This is a genomic window from Nostoc edaphicum CCNP1411 (assembly GCF_014023275.1).
GTDB lineage: Bacteria > Cyanobacteriota > Cyanobacteriia > Cyanobacteriales > Nostocaceae > Nostoc > Nostoc edaphicum_A.
In genome coordinates, this window is record NZ_CP054698.1 from 2,445,784 (window position 1) to 2,469,435 (window position 23,652).

The following is a 23,652-nucleotide window of genomic DNA, read 5'->3' on the forward strand; positions in this document are numbered from 1 at the left end:
AAAATCCACATTTCCCCCAAAATGATGATTAAGAGGGTACAGAAACCTGATAGATTTAGCTATCAGCGAGTAAAAACTGGTGAAGATGAAAGTCCTGGTTATTGGTGGTGATGGATATTGCGGTTGGGCAACTGCTCTTTACCTTTCCAATCGAGGTTATGAAGTTGGAATTTTAGATAGTTTGGTGCGGCGGCACTGGGATAATGAACTTGGTGTTGAAACTCTCACTCCGATCGCACTAATTCAACAACGTCTCCAGCGCTGGCAAGATTTGACGGGTAAATCGATCGACTTGTTCATCGGCGATATTACGAATTACGAGTTTCTCCATAAAACATTACAGCAATTTCAGCCAAATGCTCTGGTGCATTTTGGCGAACAGCGTTCGGCCCCATTTTCCATGATTGACCGAGAACATGCAGTTGTTACCCAGGTCAATAATGTAGTTGGGACGTTGAACTTACTGTACGCCATGCGGGAAGATTTCCCGGACTGTCATTTGGTGAAGCTGGGAACGATGGGCGAATACGGTACACCCAACATCGATATAGAAGAAGGGTATATCACCATTGAACACAATGGACGCAAGGATACCCTACCTTATCCCAAGCAGCCCGGTTCAATGTACCATCTAAGCAAAGTCCATGATAGTCATAACATCCACTTTGCTTGCCGAATTTGGGGATTGCGGGCAACAGATTTAAATCAAGGTGTAGTTTATGGCGTCTTAACCGAAGAGACGGGAATGGACGAACTATTGATTAATCGCCTGGATTACGATGGTGTGTTTGGTACAGCACTGAACCGCTTTTGTATTCAAGCAGCAATTGGACATCCCTTAACTGTCTACGGTAAAGGTGGACAAACTCGCGGATTTTTAGATATTCGGGATACAGTAAGATGTGTAGAATTAGCGATCGCTAACCCTGCACAACCAGGTGAATTCCGCGTATTTAACCAATTTACCGAACAATTCAGCGTCGGCGACTTGGCCTTGATGGTGAAAAAAGCTGGTAACGCTATGGGATTGAGCGTAGAAATCAATCACCTAGATAATCCCAGAGTTGAAAAAGAAGAACATTATTTCAACGCTAAAAATACAAAATTGCTCGATTTAGGTTTACAGCCTCACTTGCTCTCTGATTCTCTACTCGATTCTCTGCTAAACTTTGCCATCAAGTATCAGAAACGAGTTGATCACAAACAAATTCTGCCTAAAGTCTCTTGGCACAGAAATTAAGTTAAACCCCAGTAAATCGTGGGTCTAAAATTGGTCGTCGTATTTTAGCACAATATGACGACCAACCAGTAATTATTTATCAGGCGTATCGTCCAGCTACTACTAAATATTGCCGTTTACTACAGTTATTTTGACTGTGCAAAATTGATTGCAGCACACGAGACAGTTTATTCTGTGTTTAAAGCAAAATGCACTTTTAAGCTGAGATTATCTGCCTGGACTGAATAGTTTTATATGAGAATTGCTCTATTTACCGAAACCTTTTTACCCAAGGTTGACGGCATTGTAACGCGCCTACGCCATACTGTTGATCATCTACAGCGTAGTGGTAATCAAGTGATGGTGATTGCCCCTGATGGAGGCATCACAGAACACAAAGGCGCTAAAGTTTACGGCGTTAGTGGCTTTCCTCTGCCATTGTATCCAGAATTGCAAATGGCATTACCCCGCCCAGCTATTGGTTATGTTTTAGAAGAGTTTAAGCCAGATGTTATTCATGTCGTAAATCCAGCCGTTTTGGGTTTAGCAGGCATATTCTACAGCAAAATCCTCAAAATACCCTTAGTGGCGTCTTACCATACCCATTTACCCCAATATCTCCAGCATTATGGCTTGGGTATGCTGGAAGGTGTTCTTTGGGAACTGTTGAAAGGCGCTCATAATCAAGCAGCTTTGAATCTGTGTACCTCCACAGCAATGATAGAGGAACTGACAGCACACGGTATTGAACGTGTAGATTTATGGCAGCGTGGGGTAGATACGGAATTATTTCACCCCGATTTAGCTAATGTAGAGATGCGATCGCAGCTATCACAAAACCATCCACAAAGTCCATTGCTACTTTACGTTGGGCGGCTTTCTGCTGAAAAAGAAATTGAGCGCATCAAACCAATTTTAGAGGCAATTCCCCAAGCGCGGTTAGCATTGGTTGGGGATGGGCCCCACCGTCAAGCACTGGAAAAACACTTTGCTGGCACAAACACTTATTTTGTTGGGTATCTCATGGGGCAAGAGTTAGGTTCTGCTTTTGCCAGTGCTGATGCCTTTATCTTTCCCTCCCGTACAGAAACACTAGGCTTAGTATTACTAGAAGCAATGGCAGCTGGCTGTCCGGTGGTAGCAGCCCGTTCGGGGGGAATTCCTGATATTGTGACTGATGGAGTCAATGGATATCTTTTTGAGCCAACAGCAGATGTTCAAGGAGCGTTAGCTGCTACTGTCCGCCTCTTAGAACAAAAACAACAACGAGACATCATTCGTCAAAATGCTCGCCAGGAAGCAGAAAGTTGGGGTTGGGCAGCTGCCACCAGGCAGCTACAAGATTATTACCAAAAGGTAATATTTTCTCAACAGTTAGCAAAATAAGGGAGTGGGGAGATGAGGGAGCAGGGGGAGCAGGGGAAGAAGAATTAATAACCATGCCCTATGTGCTATGCCCAAAACAGACTTATGATACAAGCCCATTTATTTATGGGGATTATTAATTTTGAATTTTGAATTTTTAATTCGGAGCGAAGCAACGTGACACTCCCCAATCCTGGCAGCGTCTTGGCTACATTAACTGAACTGACTCAAGTTAATCGTACTCACGCTCTACTGCGTCGCGTCAAAGACTTATCTGTTAATGAATTTGTTTGCTTACTCGACTTCATAACAGCTGAGTTCCAGCAATTTCTTAGAGCCATTGAACTGATCAATAATGAAGCTCTAGAAACTATGTTGGAGAAGGTGCTAGAAGCTATCACACTCAAAATTGGTCAAATACTGCAAGCAGAACACACAGCCATTTTTTTAGTTGACTATGACAAAGGTCAATTGTGGTCAAAAGTTCCTCAAGATAATAGCCAAAAATTCTTAGAAATTCGTACTCCCATTACAGTGGGTATCCCCGGTCATGTTGCCAGTACCGGTCAATATCTCAATATATCTGAAACTTATACTCATCCCCTATTTAGCCCAGAACTTGAAAAACAAATGGGCTACAAAATCCGTAATATTTTATGTATGCCCGTTATTAGTAGCAAAAACCAGACTGTCGCGGTAGTGCAACTGGCTAATAAAACCGGGAATGTTCCATTTAATCATGATGATGAAGAACGTTTTCGAGACTTTGCTGCTTCTATTGGTATTATTCTGGAAAGCTGCCAATCTTTTTATGTAGCCGCTCGTAATCAAAGAGGCGCAACGGCTTTGTTGCGGGCAACTCAGACACTGGGCCAAAGTCTTGATTTAGAAGCAACTTTGCAGATAGTCATGGAGCAAGCTCGGATTTTAATGCAAGCAGACCGCAGCACGCTGTTTTTATATCGTAAAGAGATGAGCGAACTCTGGACGAAAGTTGCAGCGGCAGCGGATGGCACAAACTTGATAGAAATCCGCATTCCGGCTAACCGTGGCATTGCTGGTTATGTAGCTTCCACTGGTGAAGCCTTAAATATTTCTGATGCCTATAAAGATCCCCGATTTGACCCAACGACAGATAGCAAAACTGGTTATGTTACTCGCAATATCCTGTGTTTGCCAGTATTTAATTCTGCAAATGAATTGATTGGGGTCACGCAATTAATTAATAAGCAACAAAGCAGTTTTACTGCTTCTGATGAAGAATTTATGCGGGCTTTTAATATTCAGGCAGGAATTGCTTTAGAAAATGCCCGCCTGTTTGAAAATGTGCTGTTAGAAAAACAGTATCAAAAAGATATTTTACAAAGTCTGTCAGATGCTGTGATTTCTACAGATATGGCAGGACAGATTGTTACGATTAATGATGCGGCCCTGGAATTGCTGGGTTGTCCGATAGGAGATGCTAATAGCAAGAACAACAAGCTGTTGTGGGAACAAAATTTGATTGGCCGCTTAGTTTGGGAAGTTGTGCCAATTGAAAATCTCCAAATGCGACTAGAAGATAGTTTAAAAACTGGAGCTAAACATTATGTGCCAGAGCAAAGTTTGATACTGGGACTTTATCAAGTTCTGACTCCTGAATGTCGAGTGATGACTGAAACTCAGCACTGGCTCAACGCTACGCTACCACTAACAGCACGGGCTAAAAGCCCCATTAACAGCACTCAGCACTCAATCTTAGCAGTACCCGATCGCACTAACCCCGATTTTTTCATTCCCTGGAATCTACCCCTCACTCCCCAATCTGAATTTCTCACCGCTGATGAAGTACAAACACTAGAGCGCAGTATCAATCTCACTGTTAATCCCCTAACTAACCCAGAAGGCGGTGTCCGCGGTGGTTTGGTGGTATTGGAAGACATTAGTCAGGAAAAACGGATGAAAACTACCATGTCCCGCTACCTGACGCCCCATGTAGCCGAACAAGTTATGGCTTTAGGGGAAGATGCTTTAATGGTAGGCGAACGCAAGGAAGTAACCATTCTGTTTTCTGATATCCGTGGCTACACAACACTTACGGAAAATCTCGGTGCAGCTGAAGTGGTATTGCTGCTCAATCAGTATTTTGAAACAATGGTGGAGGCAGTTTTTAACTATGAAGGCACTCTCGATAAATTTATTGGTGATGCCTTAATGGCGGTATTTGGTGCGCCGCTACCACTGACAGAAAATCATGCGTGGAGGGCTGTACAGTCAGCATTAGATATGCGACGCCGCCTAGAGGAATTTAACCAGCGGCGAATTGTCCAGGCGCAGCCACAAATTCGTATTGGTATTGGGATTAGTTCTGGGGATGTGGTTTCGGGTAATATTGGTTCCCGCAAACGGATGGATTACACCGTAATTGGGGACGGCGTAAATTTGAGTTCGCGCTTGGAAGCGGTAACCAAGGATTATGGTTGTGATATTCTTTTAAGTGAATTTACTTACCAATTATGCAGCGATCGCATTTGGGTGCGCCAGTTAGATAAAATCCGAGTCAAAGGGAAACACCAGGCAGTTAATATCTACGAGTTAATTGGCGATCGCAATACTCCCCTAGATGCCAAAATCCAAGAGTTTTTGTTTCACTATCATACTGGACGCGCGGCTTATTTATCGCGCAACTTCTCACAAGCGATCGCCAGTTTTAAAGCCGCCAAATGCATCCAACCCCAAGACCAAGCTGTTGATATCCACCTAGAACGTGCACATAATTATCAACAAACGCCGCCCCCAGAATACTGGGATGGTGTCTGGACAATGCTTACGAAGTAGTCATTTGTCTTTTGTCATGGGGCATGAGGAATTGGTTATTAATTCTGCTCCCCTGCTCCCCTGCTCCCCTGCTCCCTACTCCCCTGCTCCCTACTTCTCCCCCATCTTTGCATCTCGCCTTCAATCTTGAACCTCTCCCTGGTCATCCTGAAACGGGTCTTCGCCAATTCGCAGTTCTTTCTTTGAGTGTTTCAACTGTTTCCATAGTTCCTTTATTTGTTTGTAAGCTTCACCAGGAGGCAGTTTTCCACCTGTTTCTAAATTGCAAATGTAGCTTACTCGCTGGGCAAATTCCTGTAGATTTGCATTAAAAACCAAGTTTTCTGGCTTTACCTGACCGTAGTAGCGGCCACGAGGAAAGAGAAAATCATCTTTGTTCACTATGTTTTTTTCCATTTATTCAATTTACTTTGTGTTTGGATCTCTTAAGCTGACTCACTAGCTGCCTTGATCTTTACTTTCGTCAGACTTGGGGAAATCAAATCATTCAACTCCTTTTTCAATTGGTGATGTAGGAATTGGTTGACTCAGATTTTGATACTAAAGGAGAAAGCTTAAAATACTTTTGTTGTAAATGTTACAGAAAAAAGTTTCTGCTAAAGTAACTAGAGAGAATATTTGATTTTCCTCCCAGTTGTCAATTTATCTCATCTTAATTTATGAAGTTCCAATTGTAATTAACTTCAGTCGAAACCCGGAGTCAAAAACAATTAAAGCATATCCGTATATCTTGCTAAAATTTACCCGCAAGAATAGCTACAGTTTAAACAGTAAAACTACTTAGCAGAATATACTAGATACCAAAGCTAATTGTCCTCTGTTAAAAGTTAGAGATTTAGTAGTGAATATTTAGCAGAGGTTTTCCAGAACCCGTGAGAAGTCAGATTCAGCAATCTTAGGGGCGTTGGGCATGGTTATTTTCCGTGTTCTCCTTGTCCCTTTTATTTCCCTTGTTTTCCTCTGCCCAATTATCGGTAGATCCGCTTCCTCTTCAACAATGGCTAATAGTTAATAACTAAAGATAAAATGGTGAAGCCTCAAAGGACAACTTGTGTCCATCGCCTAAAACTTTACCTGCCACCATGTCTGTTAATTCCAAGTTATACGAAGGCAAAGCTAAAATTCTCTATACAACGGACGATCCGGAAATCCTGTTGGCTGATTTTAAGGACGACGCCACGGCGTTTAACGCCCAAAAACGTGGCAATATCCAAGGGAAAGGAAAAATAAATTGTAGCATTTCCAGCCAGCTTTTTAAACAGCTAGAGGCTTATGGTGTAAAGACTCACTTTATCGATAGCCCTGCCCCGAATCAGATGCGGGTGAGAGCAGTAAAGATTTTACCCTTAGAGGTGGTGATCAGAAATATTGCTGCTGGTAGTCTGTGTCAGCAAACAGGTTTACCAGTGGGTACAATTCTGAAACAGCCTTTGGTAGAGTTTTATTACAAAAACGATCAGTTAGGAGATCCATTGTTGACACGCGATCGCCTATACCTGCTAGAACTAGCTACTGCGGAACAAGTAGACGCAATTACACATCTTGCATTGCAAATCAACGAATTTCTCAATAATTTTTGGCAGCGGTGCGGCATTACTCTAGTAGACTTCAAACTAGAATTTGGTTTGGACTCACAACAGCAGTTGCTCTTGGCAGATGAAATTAGCCCCGACACCTGCCGTTTGTGGGATACCGCAGAAAAAGACTTAAACCGCCGGGTAATGGACAAAGACCGTTTTCGCCGAGACTTAGGAAATGTAGAGGATGCTTACCAGGAGGTTTTACAAAGAGTACTAAAAGCAGTAGAGAGTAATAGTTAAGTGGGTAAAAATCAATTAAACTCGTGTGGATTGTCATTTGTCAGTTGTCCTTTGTTGTTCACCAATGACTAATGACTAATTTTGATGGTGTGTGGTCGTGAAGAGGAATCATAAGTAAAATGCGTTTATCTCCCGTATTGCTGGCAGTAGTAGCAATTACAGTCCCTTTGGGCGGTTCTTTGAGTGCAAATGCAGAAACCGCCAACAGTTCAAAACAGACAACAGAAGTTTTGACACTAGAAACAAATCAGCAGCCAGAAAAGGACACAGGTCAGGTTGACTCTAGTAAAAGTCTAGAATCTCGACCTAATTCCACTGGTGTTATAGAGGCGGAGAAATCCCGCATTGTTGCAGTTTATCCTGCCAATCCAGCAGCGATGCCTGGGTTGGGCTACGCCTATGCGACCCCAGGGTTAATAGTGCCAACCTCCACAACATCAAAAACGGCACAAACCCCTGATGAAATAACTCCTAGCCCTACTCAACAGCCGTCTCCCGCTCCAGACATTCCACCGCCAGAAATTCAACAAACAACGCCTTCCCCAACTCCTGAGACAACTCCAGTCCCAGAAAATGTCAATCCCCCTGTAACAGAACCTGTATTACCCACAATTCCAGGAGATACTCAACAGCCATCTCCCACTCTTGATATTCCACTCCCAGGTAGTCAACAACGAACACCTGCCCCAAGCCCAGGAACTCCAGGAGATATTCAACAGCCATCTACCACTCCCGACATTCCATTTCCAGATAGTCAACAACGAACACCTGCCCCAGCCCCAGGCACTACTCCAGAAAATACACAACCCAACATAGCCCCAGAAGCCAATGACCCCCGTGTATTAGTGTCGGAAGTAGTAATTAGATCACAGACTGGGCAACTATCATCAGAACTAGAAGACCAAGTTTACAGAGTAATTCGTACCCAACCAGGACAAACGACAACCCGCAGCCAACTCCAAGAAGATATTAACGCCATCTTTGGGACTGGCTTCTTCTCCAACGTCCAAGCAGCGCCAGAAGATACCCCCTTGGGAGTGCGGGTGAGCTTTGTTGTGCAGCCTAACCCCGTCCTGAGCAAAGTAGAAGTGCAAGCCAATCCTGGCACTGGTGTCGCTTCAGTACTCCCAGCTAATACTGTGGATGAAGTATTTAAGGATCAGTATGGCAAAATCCTCAACTTGCGTGACTTGCAAGAAGGCATCAAGCAGTTAAATAAGCGGTATCAAGACCAAGGTTACGTACTAGCCAACGTGATTGGAGCGCCACAAGTCTCTGAAAGTGGAGTTGTTACCTTACAAGTAGCAGAAGGGGTAGTAGAGAATATTAGAGTCCGATTCCGCAATAAAGATGGTCAGGAGACAGACGAGAAGGGACAACCTATTCGGGGACGAACACAAGATTACATCATTACACGAGAAGTGGAGTTGAAGCCAGGACAAGTATTCAATCGCAACACAGTCCAAAGAGACTTACAGCGCGTGTATGGACTGGGACTGTTTGAAGATGTGAATGTGTCCCTTGACCCTGGTACTGACCCCAGCAAGGTAGATGTAGTAGTGAATGTCGCTGAACGTAGCAGTGGTTCTATTGCGGCTGGGGCAGGGATTAGTTCTGCTAGCGGACTTTTTGGAACAGTTAGCTATCAACAGCAGAATCTGAACGGTAGAAACCAAAAACTTGGGGCAGAAGTGCAGGTGGGAGAACGGGAACTGCTGTTTGACCTGCGATTCACAGACCCCTGGATTGCGGGAGATCCTTACCGGACTTCTTACACAACCAATCTTTTCCGCCGTAGTTCCATTTCGTTGATTTTTGATGGCAAAGATCAAGATATTAGAACATTTGACCCAGTTAATCCTAGTAATACAGATTCTCAGGATCGCCCCCGTATTCTCCGTCTAGGTGGTGGTGTCACCTTTACCCGTCCCCTATCTGCTAATCCCTACAAAAGTTCAGTATGGACTGCCTCAGCGGGTTTCCAGTATCAACGAGTTTCAGCCCGTGATGCCGAGGGCGATGTCAGAGAAAATGGTGCAGTATTCGATGATAATGGCAACCTTATCCCCGGAACAGATGTTCCATTGAGCTTCTCTGGTTCAGGTGAAGATGATTTAGTGCTATTGCAACTAGGTGCACAGCGCGATCTCCGTAATAACCCTCTGCAACCCACTAGCGGTTCTTATCTCCGCTTCGGGGTAGACCAGTCAGTGCCTGTGGGACAAGGTAATATTTTCCTTACCAGATTGCGAGGTAGCTACAGCCAATATTTACCTGTCCAATTGATTAACCTCACTAAAGGGGCACAAACTTTAGCATTTAATGTGCAAGCAGGAACTATCCTTGGTGACTTGCCTCCCTACGAAGCCTTTACCATTGGCGGTAGCAATTCCGTCCGGGGTTATGAAGAAGGAGCATTAGGTAGTGGACGCTCTTATGTGCAAGCATCAGTTGAGTATCGGTTTCCAGTTTTTTCAGTAGTCAGCGGCGCACTATTTTTTGATCTCGGCACCGACTTGGGAACTAGTACTAGGGCGGCTGAAGTATTGAACAAAAATGGTAGTGGCTTCGGCTATGGTCTTGGCGTTCGCGTTCAGTCTCCACTGGGGCCAATTCGGATTGACTACGGTATTAACGATGATGGTGATAGCCGGATTAATTTCGGTATTGGCGAAAGGTTTTAATTAGTCATTAGTCATTAGTGAATCACAATCGGACAAAGGACAAAGGACAAATGACAATTATCTTTTTTGGATTAGCTTGCTAATTTTTACATTTACCTCAATACTGTTCCGATAAAGGGATTAATGACATTTTTAGGAGAATATCAGGGATTCTACCAAAACAGACGATGAACAATACTAAAGGAAATATATTGACTTTTCGGCTATGCAACAACACACTCTAGCAGCGGAAATCACCCAAATAGGGGTGGGACTGCATAGCGGTGTGAGTACTCAGGTACGGATACTACCAGCTGAGGCGGGAAGTGGACGTTACTTTGTGCGCGTGGATTTACCCGATTTGCCGATTATTCCAGCCCAAGTTGGGGCAGTTAGTCACACTGTTCTCTCAACTCAGTTGGGTAAGGGTGAGGTATCTGTTCGCACGGTAGAGCATTTGTTGGCAGCGCTTTCGGGTATGGGCGTGGATAATGCCCGGATTGAAATTGATGGTCCAGAAGTCCCACTTTTAGATGGTTCAGCAAGTGTGTGGACAACCAACATTGCCCAAGTTGGTTTAGTATCACAACCCGTTAACAACCAAGTTCCCTTGGCTGTTACAGAACCAATATGGGTTTATCAAGAGGATGCCTTTGTATCTGCTCTCCCAGCACCAGAAACCCGCTTTAGTTACGGTATTGATTTTAACCTGCCCGCCATTGGTAATCAATGGCATAGTTGGTCACTAACCGCTGAACTAGGAGAAGCTTCTGCTAGCTTTGCTGCGGAAATTGCTCCTGCTCGTACTTTTGGGTTATTGCATCAAATTGAACACTTACAAAAAACAGGGTTGATCAAAGGTGGTAGTTTGGATAATGCACTCGTTTGTGGACCAGAAGGCTGGCTAAATCCACCATTGAGATTTGCAAATGAGCCAGTCCGTCATAAAATCTTGGATTTAGTAGGAGATTTAAGTTTACTAGGAACTTTTCCTCGTGCTCATTTCTTGGCGTATAAAGCCAGTCATAATTTACACATTCAACTGGCTCAAAGAATTTTAGATTTAGGATTTTAGATTTTGGATTAGAACTAAAGCTTAAAATCCAGGATTATTAAGGCTTTGGATATACGCCTGCCTACTTAACTTTAAAATGAAAAATCAACTACACGGCCAATGTCAATTCTCACTGAAGTGAATACCATCGATACGACTACATCTACCGAAACACAGGCTATAAATGAGACTACAATCAGTTCTGTGATTAAAACGACTTTCACATCTGAAGAAATTCAGAAATTGCTACCCCACCGCTACCCATTTTTACTTGTAGACAAAATAATTGACTACGTTCCAGGTAAAAAAGCAGTTGGCGTTAAAAATGTCACCATCAACGAACCCCATTTCCAAGGACATTTCCCTGAACGTCCACTGATGCCAGGGGTGTTAATTGTCGAAGCAATGGCACAAGTTGGGGGCATTGTCCTAACTCAAATGTCTTCGGTAGAAGGCGGGCTGTTTGTCTTCGCTGGTATCGATAAAGTTCGCTTTCGCCGCCAGGTCGTACCGGGGGATCAACTAGTCATGACAGTGGAACTGTTATGGGTAAAACAACGTCGTTTCGGTAAGATGCAAGGTCGTGCCGAAGTTGACGGTCAACTTGCTTGTGAAGGGGAATTAATGTTTTCTCTAGTTAACTAAAAGTTTGCTTTCGTGGTCTGGCATAGCCGTGAAATGCCCCAACTGAATCCTGAAAAAGGATAACAGTTAAAAAAAATCCACAACAGCATCTGATAATTTCTTGATTTTCGACGCCCTCTTTACGAGATGCTACTCGAACACACTTAACTTGCTTTGCCCGACACTTTCGTTCACTGAAATACTTTACGCTCTACCAGTCGCCTCGATAGGACGGTAGTCTGTACAACTCTCTTAACCAGAGTAACACGCTGCCTCAAAAACCCTACCTGGCGCTGACTTATCAAGACAGTTCTGGAGATTCACCCTTGAAAACGCTAATTCATCCAACTGCTGTAATTCATCCTAAATCGGAACTCCACCATACAGTGCAAGTCGGTGCCTATGCTGTGATTGGAGCGCATGTCAAAGTGGGCCCTGAAACAATAATCGGCGCTCATGCAGTGCTAGAGGGGCCTTGTGAAATTGGGGCGCAAAATCAGATTTTTACAGGTGCAGCCATCGGCATGGAACCCCAGGATCTCAAGTTTGTGGGAGAACCAACCTGGGTCAAAATTGGTGATAACAACTTGATTCGTGAGTACGTTACCATTAACCGCGCGACCGGTGCTGGTGAAGCGACGGTAATTGGTGATGGTAACTTACTAATGGCTTATGTCCATGTGGCTCATAACTGCGTGATTGAAGACCAGGTTGTGATTGCTAACTCTGTGGCGTTGGCAGGTCATGTTCATATAGAATCACGCGCTAGGCTGAGTGGGGTTTTAGGTGTCCATCAATTTGTACATATTGGTAGACACGCAATGGTGGGAGGTATGGCACGTATTGACCGGGATGTGGCTCCATATATGCTCGTGGAGGGAAATCCAGCGCGGGTGCGAACCCTCAACCTTGTCGGACTCAAACGGTCTGGTATGGACTCAACAGATTTGCAAATGCTGAAAAAAGCTTTCCGCATTCTCTACCGCTCTGATTTGTCCTTTAAGGATGCTTTGGAACAGTTGGAATTGTTAGGGAATAGCGAAGAATTGCAACATCTGCGCCGCTTTATGCTACTTTCTCAGATGCCAGGAAGGCGTGGCTTGATTCCCGGTAGAGGGAAAAAAGGCACGAGTGATGAATCGTGAATTATGAGTTAGGAGAGACGCGATTAATCGCGTCTGTACAAAAGGTGGGAGTAGAGACGCGATTAATCGCGTCTCTACAGGAGTTATGAGTTGATGAATTGAATTTTTCACTCCTCACTCTTAACTCCTCACTTCTAACTATTCATTCCTAAGTTTTTACTAATTACCAATTATCAAATGCGGATTTTTATCAGCACTGGCGAAGTATCTGGCGATTTACAAGGGTCGCTACTAATTACAGCGCTGAAGCGTCAAGCTGTAGTGATTGGGTTGGAATTAGAGATTGTGGCGCTGGGTGGGGAAAAAATGGTAGAGGCTGGGGCAATTTTACTGGGTAATACTAGTAGTATTGGCTCAATGGGTATTTTAGAAGGGCTGCCTTATATTTTACCGACTCTCCAGGTGCAACGTCAGGCGATCGCTTCCTTAAAACAAAATCCACCTGATTTAGTGGTGCTGATCGATTACATGAGTCCGAATATAGGAATTGGGACTTACATGAAACGGCAGTTACCAGATGTGCCTGTGGTGTATTACATTGCTCCCCAAGAGTGGGCTTGGTCATTAAGTTTGCGTAGAACTAACCGGATTGTTGGTTTTACAGATAAGCTTTTGGCAATCTTTCCACAGGAAGCGCGTTATTTTCGTGAGCAAGGGGCAAAAGTTAGTTGGGTAGGGCATCCTTTGGTTGACCGAATGCAAGATGCTCCTAGTAGGGAAGCAGCCCGTGCAACACTGGGGATTGCACCAGAAGAAATTGCGATCGCACTCCTCCCCGCTTCTCGCCGCCAAGAACTAAAATATCTTTTACCAATTATTTTTCAAGCCGCCCAAACTATTCAAGCTAAATTACCTGAAGTTCGTTTCTGGATTCCCCTATCGCTGGAAGTCTATAGACAGCCAATTGAGGAGGCTATTGAGCGTTACGGTTTGCGGGCTACAGTTGTATCAGGTCAACAAAAGGAAGTTTTTGCTGCTGCTGATTTAGCCATTAGCAAATCTGGTACAGTCAACCTAGAACTGGCTCTGTTAAACGTGCCGCAAGTTGTAGTTTACCGCCTCAGTGCCCTGACTGCTTGGATAGCTCGTAAAATGCTCAAAGGTTCTATAAGCTTTGCATCGCCACCCAATTTAGTAGTGATGAAGCCAATTGTGCCAGAATTTTTACAAGAGGAAGCCACAGCAGAGAATATTATCCAAGCAGCGATGGAACTGCTACTCAATCCCAGTCGCAGAGAGCAAACTTTGGCAGATTATGAGGAAATGCGGCAGAGTTTGGGAGAAATTGGAGTGTGCGATCGCGCTGCTCAAGAAATTTTGCAAATGCTGCCCCAATCCCTTTAGAGGTGTTATGGCTTATGAGATGAAAAAACAAAGAGCGATCGCAGTTGATTTGTTTGCTGGCGCGGGCGGTATGACTCTTGGCTTTGAGCAAGCTGGTTTTGATGTACTGGCGTCTGTGGAAATCGACCCGATCCACTGTGCAACACATGAGTTTAACTTCCCTTATTGCTCAGTGTTATGTAAAAGTGTTGTGGATACAACTGGGGAAGAAATTAGGAATCGGTCTAAGATTGGCGATCGCGAAATTGATGTGGTAATTTGTGGCTCACCATGTCAAGGATTTTCTTTAATCGGTAAACGGGCTGTTGATGACCCCCGAAATTCTTTGGTATTTCACTTTCATCGGCTAGTTTTTGAGCTAAAACCGAAATTTTTTGTGATGGAAAATGTCCGGGGGATAACGGTTGGTGAACATAAACAAATCCTCCAAAGCTTAATTAGCGAATTTAAAATCTACGGCTATAAAGTAGAAGAAAACTACCAAATTCTCAACGCTGCAAATTATGGAGTACCACAGTCCCGTGAGAGATTATTTCTTATAGGTGCAAGGGAGGATGTAGAGTTACCGAAATACCCTCAACCAATTACTAAACAAGCATTACCAAATAATTTAAATTCTAAAAAAAAATCTGATATTCCATTAAGTCCTACAGTATGGGATGCAATTAGAGATTTACCTGAAATAGAAAAATATCCTGAGTTACTAACAAGAGATTGGGTTGTAGCAGAATACGAAAAACCTAGCAACTATGCTTTTATCCTTCGCGGTCTTAAATGCCTCAAGGATGATTATTCTTACAAACGTGAATATGATTTGCGAATACTTTCTTCAAGTTTAAGAACAAAGCATTCTGCGGAAACTATTCAACGTTTCCAGGAGACTCAACAAGGCGAGAGAGAAAAAATTAGTCGTTTTTATAAGCTCCATCCTGCTGGTGTCTGTAATACTTTAAGAGCCGGAACAGACAAATACAGAGGTTCTTTCACATCTCCTAGACCGATTCATCCGATTACGCCCCGCTGTATCACAGTCAGGGAAGCGGCGAGATTGCACTCTTACCCAGATTGGTTTAGATTTCATGTAACCAAATGGCACGGATTTCGGCAAGTTGGTAACTCTGTACCACCGTTACTAGCTAAGGCTGTGGCGTCAGAAATTATTCGCAGTTTGAATATTTCGCCTTTTAAGCCGAGTTTCCGATACAAGTTGGGAGAGGAGAAGCTATTACAATTTAATATGTCGCAAGCGGCACAATATTATCAGTGTGACTAAGAAGAATACACTTTGTAATATGTGCAAGGTTGGGCTAAGTCCAAGCACGGAAAAATGTGCTATCTTCCCAGATGTTAGCAGTTGCCAGTGCGATCGCTGTTAATTCTTCCTTTTTAAGAGGCACAAAAGCCCGCGCTATCTTGACATTATTCTCTAATTGTGAGACTGTCTCTGCGGCAATTACACAACAATGAACTCCAGGCTGAGACATTGTGTAACCTAAAGCTTGCTCCATACCTGTCAAACCACCTGATTTAAACAGCCGCCCATAAGCCGGGACTTTCATCGCAATCACACCGACATTTTTTTCTTGAGCAACTGGTAGAACTACTGGGATAAATGGACGTGGGTGGTGTTTGTCGGCGGCATTCACAGGAATCAGTGTAGTGTGGAAAGGATAGCGACGTAACCCTTCGGCAATTATTTGAGGGTCGTGATGTCCGGTAATACCTGCAAATCGCACCAATTTTTGTTGTATGGCTTCTTCTAAAGCTTTAATTGCACCAGATGGACTAAAGATGGTGTCGAGTTCTTCAGAAAAAGAGACGTGATGCAATTGCCACAAATCGAGATAATCTGTATTGAGACGTTTAAGCGATCGCTCTAATTCTCGCCATGCTCCATCCCGATCTCTTTGATCAGTCTTGCTTGCTAGAAACAGCTTTGAGCGATGGGGTGGTAGCACTTTGCCTAAATAATCTTCACTTGGCCCATAACTAGCGGCTGTATCAAAATAGCGAATGCCAAGTTCTAAAGCTCTTTGAATAATTGCCACAGCATCACCTTCTTTTCCTTCCCAGGATAGCGGCGTTTGTCCTGCTCCTCCTAAACCAAAGATAGGGAGTTTTACTTCCGTGCGTCCCAGTAACCGTTCTGGCATCATTGCTGGCGGTGTTGCGATGTTGGTAGTATTTTGTTGTAAGGCATTAGTTGCCACAATACCGCTAGTCACAGCAATGCTGGTAATTAGGAAATTACGCCGCGTTTTTCCTTCTGTCATGATTGGCTTCGGGGGCGAAATTACTTTTATTCTAATATCTTAGCTAAGGAGAATTAATCTTAGAAAGCAAAAATTACTGATAGATTAGGGACGCTCTGAAAGCGCCGATCGTTAGTTAGAAAAGTAGAACATTAAGCCAAAAGTGCTGTTGTTGCATGGATAGCATCTGGTAATTTAATGTTAATACTGGCACGCAGTTGAGCAGCTTCAATTAAAATCTGACGACTGACAGGAATCACTGTTAAATTCTGAGAATTGTTAATCAGTTGTTTGTAAGTTGTCTGTTGAGCTAAGTTCTGATTTTGGAAAGGTTTTACCAATACTTCAGCAAGTGATAATTCACTAGTTACTATACTCAAGTTACCTTGGTCAATACTTTGGAATAACTCAGTTAAATCTTGGATGAATGCGGGATATCTTTCTACAGCATAGATCCAAATGTTGGTATCGAGGTAGATCCGTGTGCCTTGAATGGCATCTAGAATTCCCATGCATCTCGTTCTTGGCGAATAAACTTATCCACTTCTTCAGGTGTCGCAAAACTACCTTTAGCAGATCCGAGAAAGCTAGTTAGAGGTTTTTTAGAATGCTCTGGGGGTGACTCCAGAAGGACTATCACCTCGACAGTTGCACCTGCTGGAAGTTCTGGAGAACAGATTTCTACTATACCGCCAGGTTTGACGATCGCCTGTTGTCTGAGTCCATTAAGCATGATAATTTATCCTCATTAGTGTCGAACATCCCATTTCATCAGGATCAATGTCAAGCAAAGGACATTCTTCTAGATATAGCCTTGTAGCTTCTTTAAGATTAGCAAGAGCTTCTTGAATTGTTTCACCTTGGTCAACTGTTCCGACTTCAGGACATTCAGCAACATACATATCTTCTTCTTTGTGAAGAATAGCAGTTAATGTTTTGGTCTTCATAGGGTTTTATTTTGATACATATAGTCGAGCGAACGCACTACTTTTTCTAGTTTAGCTTTGAGGTGCGCTCTTGTTTTTGCAAACAATATCTAGTTTTTTTTTACTGACTTTTAATCCAAGCCATACAGAGAAAAACACCGCTTATTATTAATGAAATTCCAGCAAAAGCGTGCAAAATAGAACCATTCGGTGCAAGTGAAACAAAAACAAAAGATACAATCGTAGCTATAAGTAATAGCTTTTTTTTCTTGTCCCAGAAAATTTTCTCTGACGTTATTACTTTTTCTGCTGCTTCCTTGTTATCTTTAACTCTTAATTCTCTAAGTGTTTTAAGCTCTAAAAATCTAAGTTCATCAAAAGCAAGAGGATCAGTATCTATTACACTATTAACATATCTCTTTATTTCCTCAAATTCAAGTTGCTCTAACTCGTTGAACATAACAGTATTTTCATCACTTACAGCTGCAAACACTCCGCCTTTTGATTCAATCCCACCCTGGATAGAAAACTGTAAGTATCCTTTTGTCAAAGCATCAGCACGCTTAAATTGCATAGCTGTAATTCGACTAATAGGAATTTCCTTATCACCTTTAAGTCCTTGAGTTATAAATGCGGTTGTTCCTTTCCTTGAAATAATTATACGATTATGAGTTAATCGTATTTGACCATTACTGCCTTCAATTTCGTAATATATATTATTATCTCTTAAGTTTTCTGACGCAATTTTCGATTGCAAATTTCTATGAGTAACTACAGGTGACTCTAGCTGTTGGTTCTGGTCATTGGAGAAAATTGAATAAGTATTGATAGAGGACTGCATTGAACTAGCATCTACTACTAACTCAAACTCTTGGTTCCAAGCTGGAAATTCCTCGCCTGTTTGTCGTCCGTAAATCTTTACTCTCTCAATAGATGCAGCACCTAAGCCAACTATACCTTTGCGGACAAATGCAACCAAGGCTTGCTGATTTGGTGTTTGGGCGGATTCTAGCATTACCTGTAAGCAAGCATCCTTGAGCGCTACTTTTACAGTGATACCCTTGGGTTGTAATTGACGGTTCATCAGAGATGCGATCGCTTGTGCATCTCCCTGTTTAGCAAGTTCTAAAAGATTCATCTGTGTCATAACCAATAAATCCGAAAAACTGAGAAAATATCTTCTATCTCAGGTTTCCCTATTCACAGGCAAAAGCAACATTTTCCAAATCTTTGAAGCCTTATATTGAAAATATACTTATATTTATTATATTTATTGAAAAAACACCGCTTTCAGACTATTTTTTGTGTCTCTGCGTGAGCGCAATTATATACTAGCGTTCTTTTGTAATCACGGAGCTACCATTGCTAATACTTACTTTTTGAATAAAAACGTCGGTACAAGATGATAAAATATCAGTACTTATTTGATTGGCAATAAATTCAAAATCTTGGTTTGTTAATCCCTGTGCAGTATCGCCGCTTAAGTTAATACAAATAGTTAGAGTTTGAGGATTAATAGAAGACTGTTCATTATCTACTGCTTCTATTTCAGCTTCTATTATGCCCAAATCAAACTCTTTACTCCAAGCTGGAAACTCTTTACCAGTTTGTTGTCCATAAACTTTCACTACTTCAACAGATGCAGCCCCTAAAGCTGTTAACCCTTTGCGGATAAATGGAACTAAAATTTGCTGATTTGGTACTTGGACAGATTCTAGCATTACCTCTAAACAAGTATCTTTAAAGGCAACTGTTGCAGTGATCCCTTTGGCGTGTAGGTGGCGGTTCATTAGAGATGCGATCGCCTGGGAATCTCCCTGTCTTGCAAGCTTTAGAATATTTGGCTGTGTCATAACCAGTAAAAGAAAAACTCTGGGAAAATAAACTTATATTCTCAGGATTCCCTCTTGACAGCCTTAAGTAACATTATGATGCAAGATATCAACTAAGCTGGGCTAAAATGTCTACTATAAAGATAGTCTTTCACAGACTTTTGCAAAAATTATATTTTCTCTGTTTTTAAATCAAAAACTAGTGTTTTTGTGCTTGCCAAATTAATAGGATTAATATTAATCAGTTTAATTCAAATTTTAAATATGAAGTTTTATCGAGATCATGCTTGGCCCTCGACGCTAGAAGAAGCCATAGTTATCCAAGAAAAGCTGCGAGATCAAGTAATTACTGAGGATCAACTGCAAGAACCTATTCAGTACGTCGCTGGAGTGGATATGGGTTTTGAAGCTGATGGAACAATTAGCCGTGCAGCTGTCGCAGTACTGAGTTTTCCTGATTTGCAAATAATCGAGACAAGCCTAGCACACCGTCCTACAACCTTTCCTTATGTTCCTGGGTTCCTCTCATTTCGGGAAATTCCAGCCGTTCTCGATGCCCTGGAAAAGATTAAAACAACACCAAATATAATTCTGTGTGATGGTCAGGGAATTGCCCATCCCCGGAGATTAGGTATAGCTAGCCATTTGGGGTTACTTATAGATATACCAACAATTGGTGTAGCCAAGTCCAGGTTGATAGGTAAGCATGAGGAATTGGCAGAAACCAAAGGCAGCACGCAACCACTGATATATAACGGTGAAACCATTGGGGTAGTTTTGCGATCGCGCACAGGAGTAAAACCTCTATACATCTCCAGTGGTCATCGAATTAGTTTACCGACAGCAATTGACTATGTATTACGCTGCACGCCAAAATATCGGCTGCCAGAAACTACACGCATTGCTGATAAATTAGCGTCGGCGAAATAAAGCTTGTTGAAGTTTTTTCTAAATACTTGCTTGCACCTACTCAATCGTGTTAGGAATCGCACAGGAAGATGTTGAAATAGCTAAATACGATTTACGAAGTTAGAACAATGAACACACTAACTTTACAGTGGCATGATGCTGGTCAAGATAAAACTCAGAACATTTACGAACAACAGCCAAGTCAAAATCATGGTACTGTCCGTATCGGCCGTGACCCCCTCCGGTGCGATATTGTTCTGAGTCACCCCACTGTCTCTGGTTTACACGTTGAAATATTTTTTCATCACCAGCAACAGCGCTTTTATATCAGGAATTTGCGATCGCAAAATCCCCCCCTTATCGATGGACGGCAATTAGTCCAAGGTGAAATGCCTTTAACTCAGGGCACTAGTATCTCTTTGGGACAAATAAAACTCAATGTTACTAGCGTTTCCACAGGTAGCATTCCAGCAACAATTTTGCTGCCACCCAATCCACCAGTAAATCTCGGACATTACCACCATCCATCAACACCCCCCGCACCACCGCCAGGAGTTTATGGCTTAGAATGCCCCAAATGTCATAAAGTTTCCCCAGGAGAGAATCTACAAATTGGCTGTCATTGGTGTGGGACATCTTTAGCTGCGGCAGTAAGTGTTTTAGTAGCAAGGAATTAGAGGGTGGGGAGATGAGGGAGTATAATTAATAACCAATTTACAATGCCTCAATACAGTTTAGATAAGACCAAAACACTTGTAGAGACGGCGATTTATCGCGTCTCGAAAACCCACAATTTTGTACACTTAGCCCTTAACTGAATCGTATTGCCCAATGCCCAATGACAAATAACAAATGACCAATGACAAATGACTTACAAATCCAATTGAGTTGGGACGATCCAGCGACGGGTGAACGGCGAGAACCAAGGTTGAATATGCCGATCGCTTTTGGTCGAGAATTCCCTCGTTTACCTGCTGAACTCAGGGGAGTTCGGGTTTCTAGGATGCTGCTTAACAGTAACGAAGTTTCTCGCTATCATGCCCTAATTGACTGGGAACAAGACCATCTGGTGGTGATTGACCAAGGCAGCGTTAACGGTGTGTATGTCAACGGTCAACCACAAACTCGTAGTTTTCTGGCTAATGGCGATACGTTGCAAATTGGCCCCTATATGATAACGGTGACATTTGCTGCTAGCACCTCTGCACCAGATACCAGCCCCCCTTCAACAATTCATTTCAACGCAAATACCAATCACCCAGACCCCAGTTTGCCTGTAGTCCAGCCGCTAACGCCCGTGGCAAGTAATTTCCCGCCATTGGCATTTCAGGCTCAAAAGGTTTCTGTGCAAGCACTTCATGCTACAGGATTACCAGTAGATGAATCTGATTATCTTGCGATCGGGGCGGGATTGGGTAGCTTCGTTTGGGCTGACTTGCTGCGAATTAGTGGTGTGCGTGCTGACAAAATTGTGGCTTTGGGATTAGAGGCGGAACCTTATGCCCGTTACAAACGCCTTTGCTTGAATTCGCAAATTCCCTTATATGAAAGACTGCGTTCTAATTCTGACTCTTGTCCTGATAATATTTGGGGCTGGCCTAGTTATGCCTTGCGAGAAGCTTGGGGAGACTTAGCCAAAGGACAGATAAATTCAGCATTCAAGTATTTATGGCAAGTGTTTGCTGAACCAACATTTGCAGAAACTTATACTCCCCGTGCGGGTAATGTCTTTGATTCCATAGACCGAGAGGCGAAGCGCATTGGCTGGAATCAAATTTATCGCTATGGGCGAGTTAGGGGAATTCGCAAAACTGATGATGGCAGATATTGCATAGCCTATTCTCGCGCCCCAGGAAATTATGCTTTTTTAGTTAGTCGTTATTTACATTTAGCTACTGGGTATCCAGCAATTCAGTTTCTCCCAGATTTGCAAGCTTATAGAGAAAAATATCAAGATTTTAAATCTGTAGTTAATGCTTATGAAGCCCATGATCATGTTTATCAGCAACTAGAGCAACATGGTGGTACGGTGTTGATTCGGGGGCGGGGAATTGTGGCTTCGCGGATTGTGCAGCGCATTTACGAAGCTAGAAAACGAAATCGGAATATTGCAGTTTTGCATTTAATGCGATCGCCTAAACCCCAAGGCAACAAATTTCAAAATACCCAGCGCTTAGTCAAAAATCATTACGAATTTCAACCATTTAACTGGCCGAAAGCCTGTTGGGGCGGCGAACTCCGGGCAATGTTAGAAAAAGCCACCCCCGATGAACGCAAACGTTTACTAGCAGACTGGGGTGGAACTACCACCGCCGACCGCCAAGACTGGCAGCAAATTACTGCCCAGGGGTTAAGCGAAGGCTGGTATCAAATTACCTTCGGTGAGGTTCTGGATGTAGAACGAGATGCCCAAAACCGGACTATTACCCGTATCCGAGAACAAAGCTTTGGGGAAATGAAATTGCTAGCTGATTTTATTGTTGACGCTACTGGACTGGATGCCAAGGTAGATGCCAATCCCCTATTAGCAGATTTGGTGAAACATTACAATCTCCCAGTGAATCACCTGGGGCGATTGACTGTAGCGAACAATTTTGAATTGGTAGAAATGCGTAGTGATAGAGGTCAAATGTATGCGGCTGGGGCGATTACTTTAGGTGGCCCTTATGCAGCAGTTGATAGTTTCTTGGGCTTGCAGTACGCCGCATTAGTCGCGGTTGATGGACTATCCGCTGCCCATGCGCCTGGAGTCCATCGTTTGAATACTATAAGTTCCTTTAGGCAATGGTTGAAGTGGGTGTTAAATCAGTCACCTTAGTATTAGGAGGCAGGGGGCAGAAGGGATAGAGTATTTATCTGGCTGTTTTGAGTAGCAAATCCTAATTTCGAGGATAAAAGGCGCAACTTCGAGGATAAAAGGCTCAACGTTGAGGTTAAAAGGCTCAACGTTGAGGTTAAAAGGCTCAACGTCGAGGATAAAAGGCTCAACGTCGAGGATAAAAGGCTCAACGTCGAGGATAAAAGGCTCAACGTCGAGGATAAAAGGCTCAACGTCAAGGATAAAAGGCTCAACGTCGAGGATAAAAGGCTCAACGTCGAGGATAAAAGGCTCAACGTCGAGGATAAAAGGCTCAACGTTGAGGTTAAAAGGCTCAAAGGCTCAAGTTACGGGCGATACTTTCAGCCCACCTGCGATTCAAATCGCAGGCTAACAGCATAAGTCAGTTAAAACTGACTCAAATTAACTAAAATTTAGTCCGTTTGAACGGACTTAGGCTATTAGCCTCGGAATTGATTCCAAGGCGGGATAGCAACGAAGCGAAGAATTTCCCTTTGCCAGTACTCTTACTTTGTTTTTTCGCTTGTCGGGCGTACTAAAGTTTTAACTAAACCCGTAATCGCCACAATCACAGAGGCAATTCCCCCAATTGACAATGATGTTAAAATTGCCACCGCGAGGATGATTTCAGTAGGACTGTCCCCGTTTCGCATCCAGGTAGATGGATTTTCTACCGATGTTGGCGAGGCGGGGATTAATTGCGAAGTTTGGGTGGTTTGATTGGAATTGACTGGAGTTGTTAAGGCAGTTTTCATGGTTAAACCTCTTCTAAATGTTTCTATGCAAATCGTATTTCTGCCAGAAGAAGAGGAGATTCCCTAAAAATGGAGACAAAGTAGAGAG

General features: G+C 43.0%; 21 protein-coding genes. 13 read left to right on the plus strand and 8 right to left on the minus strand.

All coding sequences use genetic code 11. The features are described from left to right. Positions 1-85 precede the first annotated feature (85 nt). The 3 genes from HUN01_RS12650 (at position 86) to HUN01_RS12660 (ending at position 5,401) form a co-directional block, all read left to right on the plus strand. Positions 86-1,240 carry an NAD-dependent epimerase/dehydratase family protein gene (locus HUN01_RS12650; RefSeq protein ID WP_069074701.1) on the plus strand — a complete coding sequence of 385 codons (1,155 nt, stop codon included), beginning with the start codon at positions 86-88 and terminating at the stop codon, positions 1,238-1,240. A gap of 234 nt (positions 1,241-1,474) precedes the next feature. Then, positions 1,475-2,605 (plus strand): glycosyltransferase family 4 protein, encoded by a 1,131-nt coding sequence (locus tag HUN01_RS12655; protein ID WP_181931563.1) that lies wholly within the window; start codon positions 1,475-1,477, stop codon positions 2,603-2,605. 156 nt (positions 2,606-2,761) lie between these two features. Further along, a complete protein-coding gene (locus HUN01_RS12660) occupies positions 2,762-5,401 on the plus strand; it encodes a GAF domain-containing protein (protein WP_181931564.1) in 2,640 nt (879 codons plus the stop codon). 120 nt (positions 5,402-5,521) lie between these two features. On the opposite strand, the gene HUN01_RS12665 is transcribed toward HUN01_RS12660, so the two are convergent. Beyond that, positions 5,522-5,797: a DUF7219 family protein gene (locus HUN01_RS12665; RefSeq protein WP_181931565.1), complete on the minus strand. Its 276-nt coding sequence runs from the start codon at positions 5,795-5,797 to the stop codon at positions 5,522-5,524. A gap of 686 nt (positions 5,798-6,483) precedes the next feature. Here HUN01_RS12665 and purC point away from each other — a divergent pair. The 7 genes from purC to HUN01_RS12700 all read left to right on the plus strand — a co-directional run bounded on the left by purC (position 6,484) and on the right by HUN01_RS12700 (position 15,324). After that, complete coding sequence (purC, locus tag HUN01_RS12670; protein ID WP_181931566.1) at positions 6,484-7,221, plus strand: phosphoribosylaminoimidazolesuccinocarboxamide synthase; 738 nt, start codon at positions 6,484-6,486, stop codon at positions 7,219-7,221. A gap of 119 nt (positions 7,222-7,340) precedes the next feature. Next, positions 7,341-9,905 (plus strand): BamA/TamA family outer membrane protein, encoded by a 2,565-nt coding sequence (locus HUN01_RS12675; protein WP_181931567.1) that lies wholly within the window; start codon positions 7,341-7,343, stop codon positions 9,903-9,905. A gap of 205 nt (positions 9,906-10,110) precedes the next feature. After that, a complete protein-coding gene (lpxC, locus tag HUN01_RS12680; protein ID WP_181931568.1) occupies positions 10,111-10,959 on the plus strand; it encodes a UDP-3-O-acyl-N-acetylglucosamine deacetylase in 849 nt (282 codons plus the stop codon). 99 nt (positions 10,960-11,058) lie between these two features. Continuing rightward, positions 11,059-11,583 carry a 3-hydroxyacyl-ACP dehydratase FabZ gene (gene fabZ / locus HUN01_RS12685; RefSeq protein WP_181931569.1) on the plus strand — a complete coding sequence of 175 codons (525 nt, stop codon included), beginning with the start codon at positions 11,059-11,061 and terminating at the stop codon, positions 11,581-11,583. Positions 11,584-11,888: 305 nt separating this feature from the next. Continuing rightward, positions 11,889-12,707 (plus strand): acyl-ACP--UDP-N-acetylglucosamine O-acyltransferase, encoded by an 819-nt coding sequence (gene lpxA / locus HUN01_RS12690; protein ID WP_181931570.1) that lies wholly within the window; start codon positions 11,889-11,891, stop codon positions 12,705-12,707. 177 nt (positions 12,708-12,884) lie between these two features. Beyond that, positions 12,885-14,051, plus strand: coding sequence for a lipid-A-disaccharide synthase (gene lpxB, locus HUN01_RS12695; RefSeq protein ID WP_181931571.1), 1,167 nt, complete (start codon positions 12,885-12,887; stop codon positions 14,049-14,051). Between the two features lie 19 nt (positions 14,052-14,070). After that, positions 14,071-15,324, plus strand: a complete 1,254-nt coding sequence (locus HUN01_RS12700; RefSeq protein WP_420832797.1) for a DNA cytosine methyltransferase — start codon at positions 14,071-14,073, stop codon at positions 15,322-15,324. A gap of 34 nt (positions 15,325-15,358) precedes the next feature. Here the strand turns inward: HUN01_RS12700 and HUN01_RS12705 are convergent, their stop codons facing one another. From HUN01_RS12705 to HUN01_RS12730, 6 genes are all read right to left on the minus strand, one after another. Continuing rightward, positions 15,359-16,324 (minus strand): aldo/keto reductase, encoded by a 966-nt coding sequence (locus HUN01_RS12705; protein ID WP_181931573.1) that lies wholly within the window; start codon positions 16,322-16,324, stop codon positions 15,359-15,361. 131 nt (positions 16,325-16,455) lie between these two features. Further along, positions 16,456-16,815: a type II toxin-antitoxin system VapC family toxin gene (locus HUN01_RS12710; protein ID WP_203219534.1), complete on the minus strand. Its 360-nt coding sequence runs from the start codon at positions 16,813-16,815 to the stop codon at positions 16,456-16,458. Beyond that, positions 16,803-17,036 (minus strand): hypothetical protein, encoded by a 234-nt coding sequence (locus tag HUN01_RS12715; RefSeq protein ID WP_181931574.1) that lies wholly within the window; start codon positions 17,034-17,036, stop codon positions 16,803-16,805. The genes HUN01_RS12710 and HUN01_RS12715 overlap by 13 nt, the downstream gene beginning before the upstream one ends. Beyond that, positions 17,029-17,250: a type II toxin-antitoxin system HicB family antitoxin gene (locus tag HUN01_RS12720; protein WP_181931575.1), complete on the minus strand. Its 222-nt coding sequence runs from the start codon at positions 17,248-17,250 to the stop codon at positions 17,029-17,031. The genes HUN01_RS12715 and HUN01_RS12720 overlap by 8 nt, the downstream gene beginning before the upstream one ends. 100 nt (positions 17,251-17,350) lie before the next feature. Next, positions 17,351-18,376 (minus strand): DUF4429 domain-containing protein, encoded by a 1,026-nt coding sequence (locus HUN01_RS12725; protein ID WP_181931576.1) that lies wholly within the window; start codon positions 18,374-18,376, stop codon positions 17,351-17,353. Between the two features lie 184 nt (positions 18,377-18,560). Continuing rightward, a complete protein-coding gene (locus tag HUN01_RS12730) occupies positions 18,561-19,082 on the minus strand; it encodes a hypothetical protein (protein ID WP_181931577.1) in 522 nt (173 codons plus the stop codon). A 243-nt stretch (positions 19,083-19,325) separates the two neighbouring features. Here HUN01_RS12730 and nfi point away from each other — a divergent pair, with 243 nt between their 5' ends. The 3 genes from nfi to HUN01_RS12745 all read left to right on the plus strand — a co-directional run bounded on the left by nfi (position 19,326) and on the right by HUN01_RS12745 (position 22,788). Further along, complete coding sequence (gene nfi / locus HUN01_RS12735) at positions 19,326-19,991, plus strand: deoxyribonuclease V (RefSeq protein ID WP_181931578.1); 666 nt, start codon at positions 19,326-19,328, stop codon at positions 19,989-19,991. Positions 19,992-20,098: 107 nt separating this feature from the next. Continuing rightward, positions 20,099-20,647, plus strand: coding sequence for an FHA domain-containing protein (locus HUN01_RS12740; protein WP_181931579.1), 549 nt, complete (start codon positions 20,099-20,101; stop codon positions 20,645-20,647). Between the two features lie 182 nt (positions 20,648-20,829). Beyond that, entirely contained in the window at positions 20,830-22,788 is a 1,959-nt protein-coding gene (locus HUN01_RS12745; protein ID WP_181931580.1) for an FHA domain-containing protein, read from the plus strand. Between the two features lie 527 nt (positions 22,789-23,315). On the opposite strand, the gene HUN01_RS12750 is transcribed toward HUN01_RS12745, so the two are convergent. Then, positions 23,316-23,564 carry a hypothetical protein gene (locus tag HUN01_RS12750; RefSeq protein WP_181931581.1) on the minus strand — a complete coding sequence of 83 codons (249 nt, stop codon included), beginning with the start codon at positions 23,562-23,564 and terminating at the stop codon, positions 23,316-23,318. Positions 23,565-23,652 lie beyond the last annotated feature (88 nt).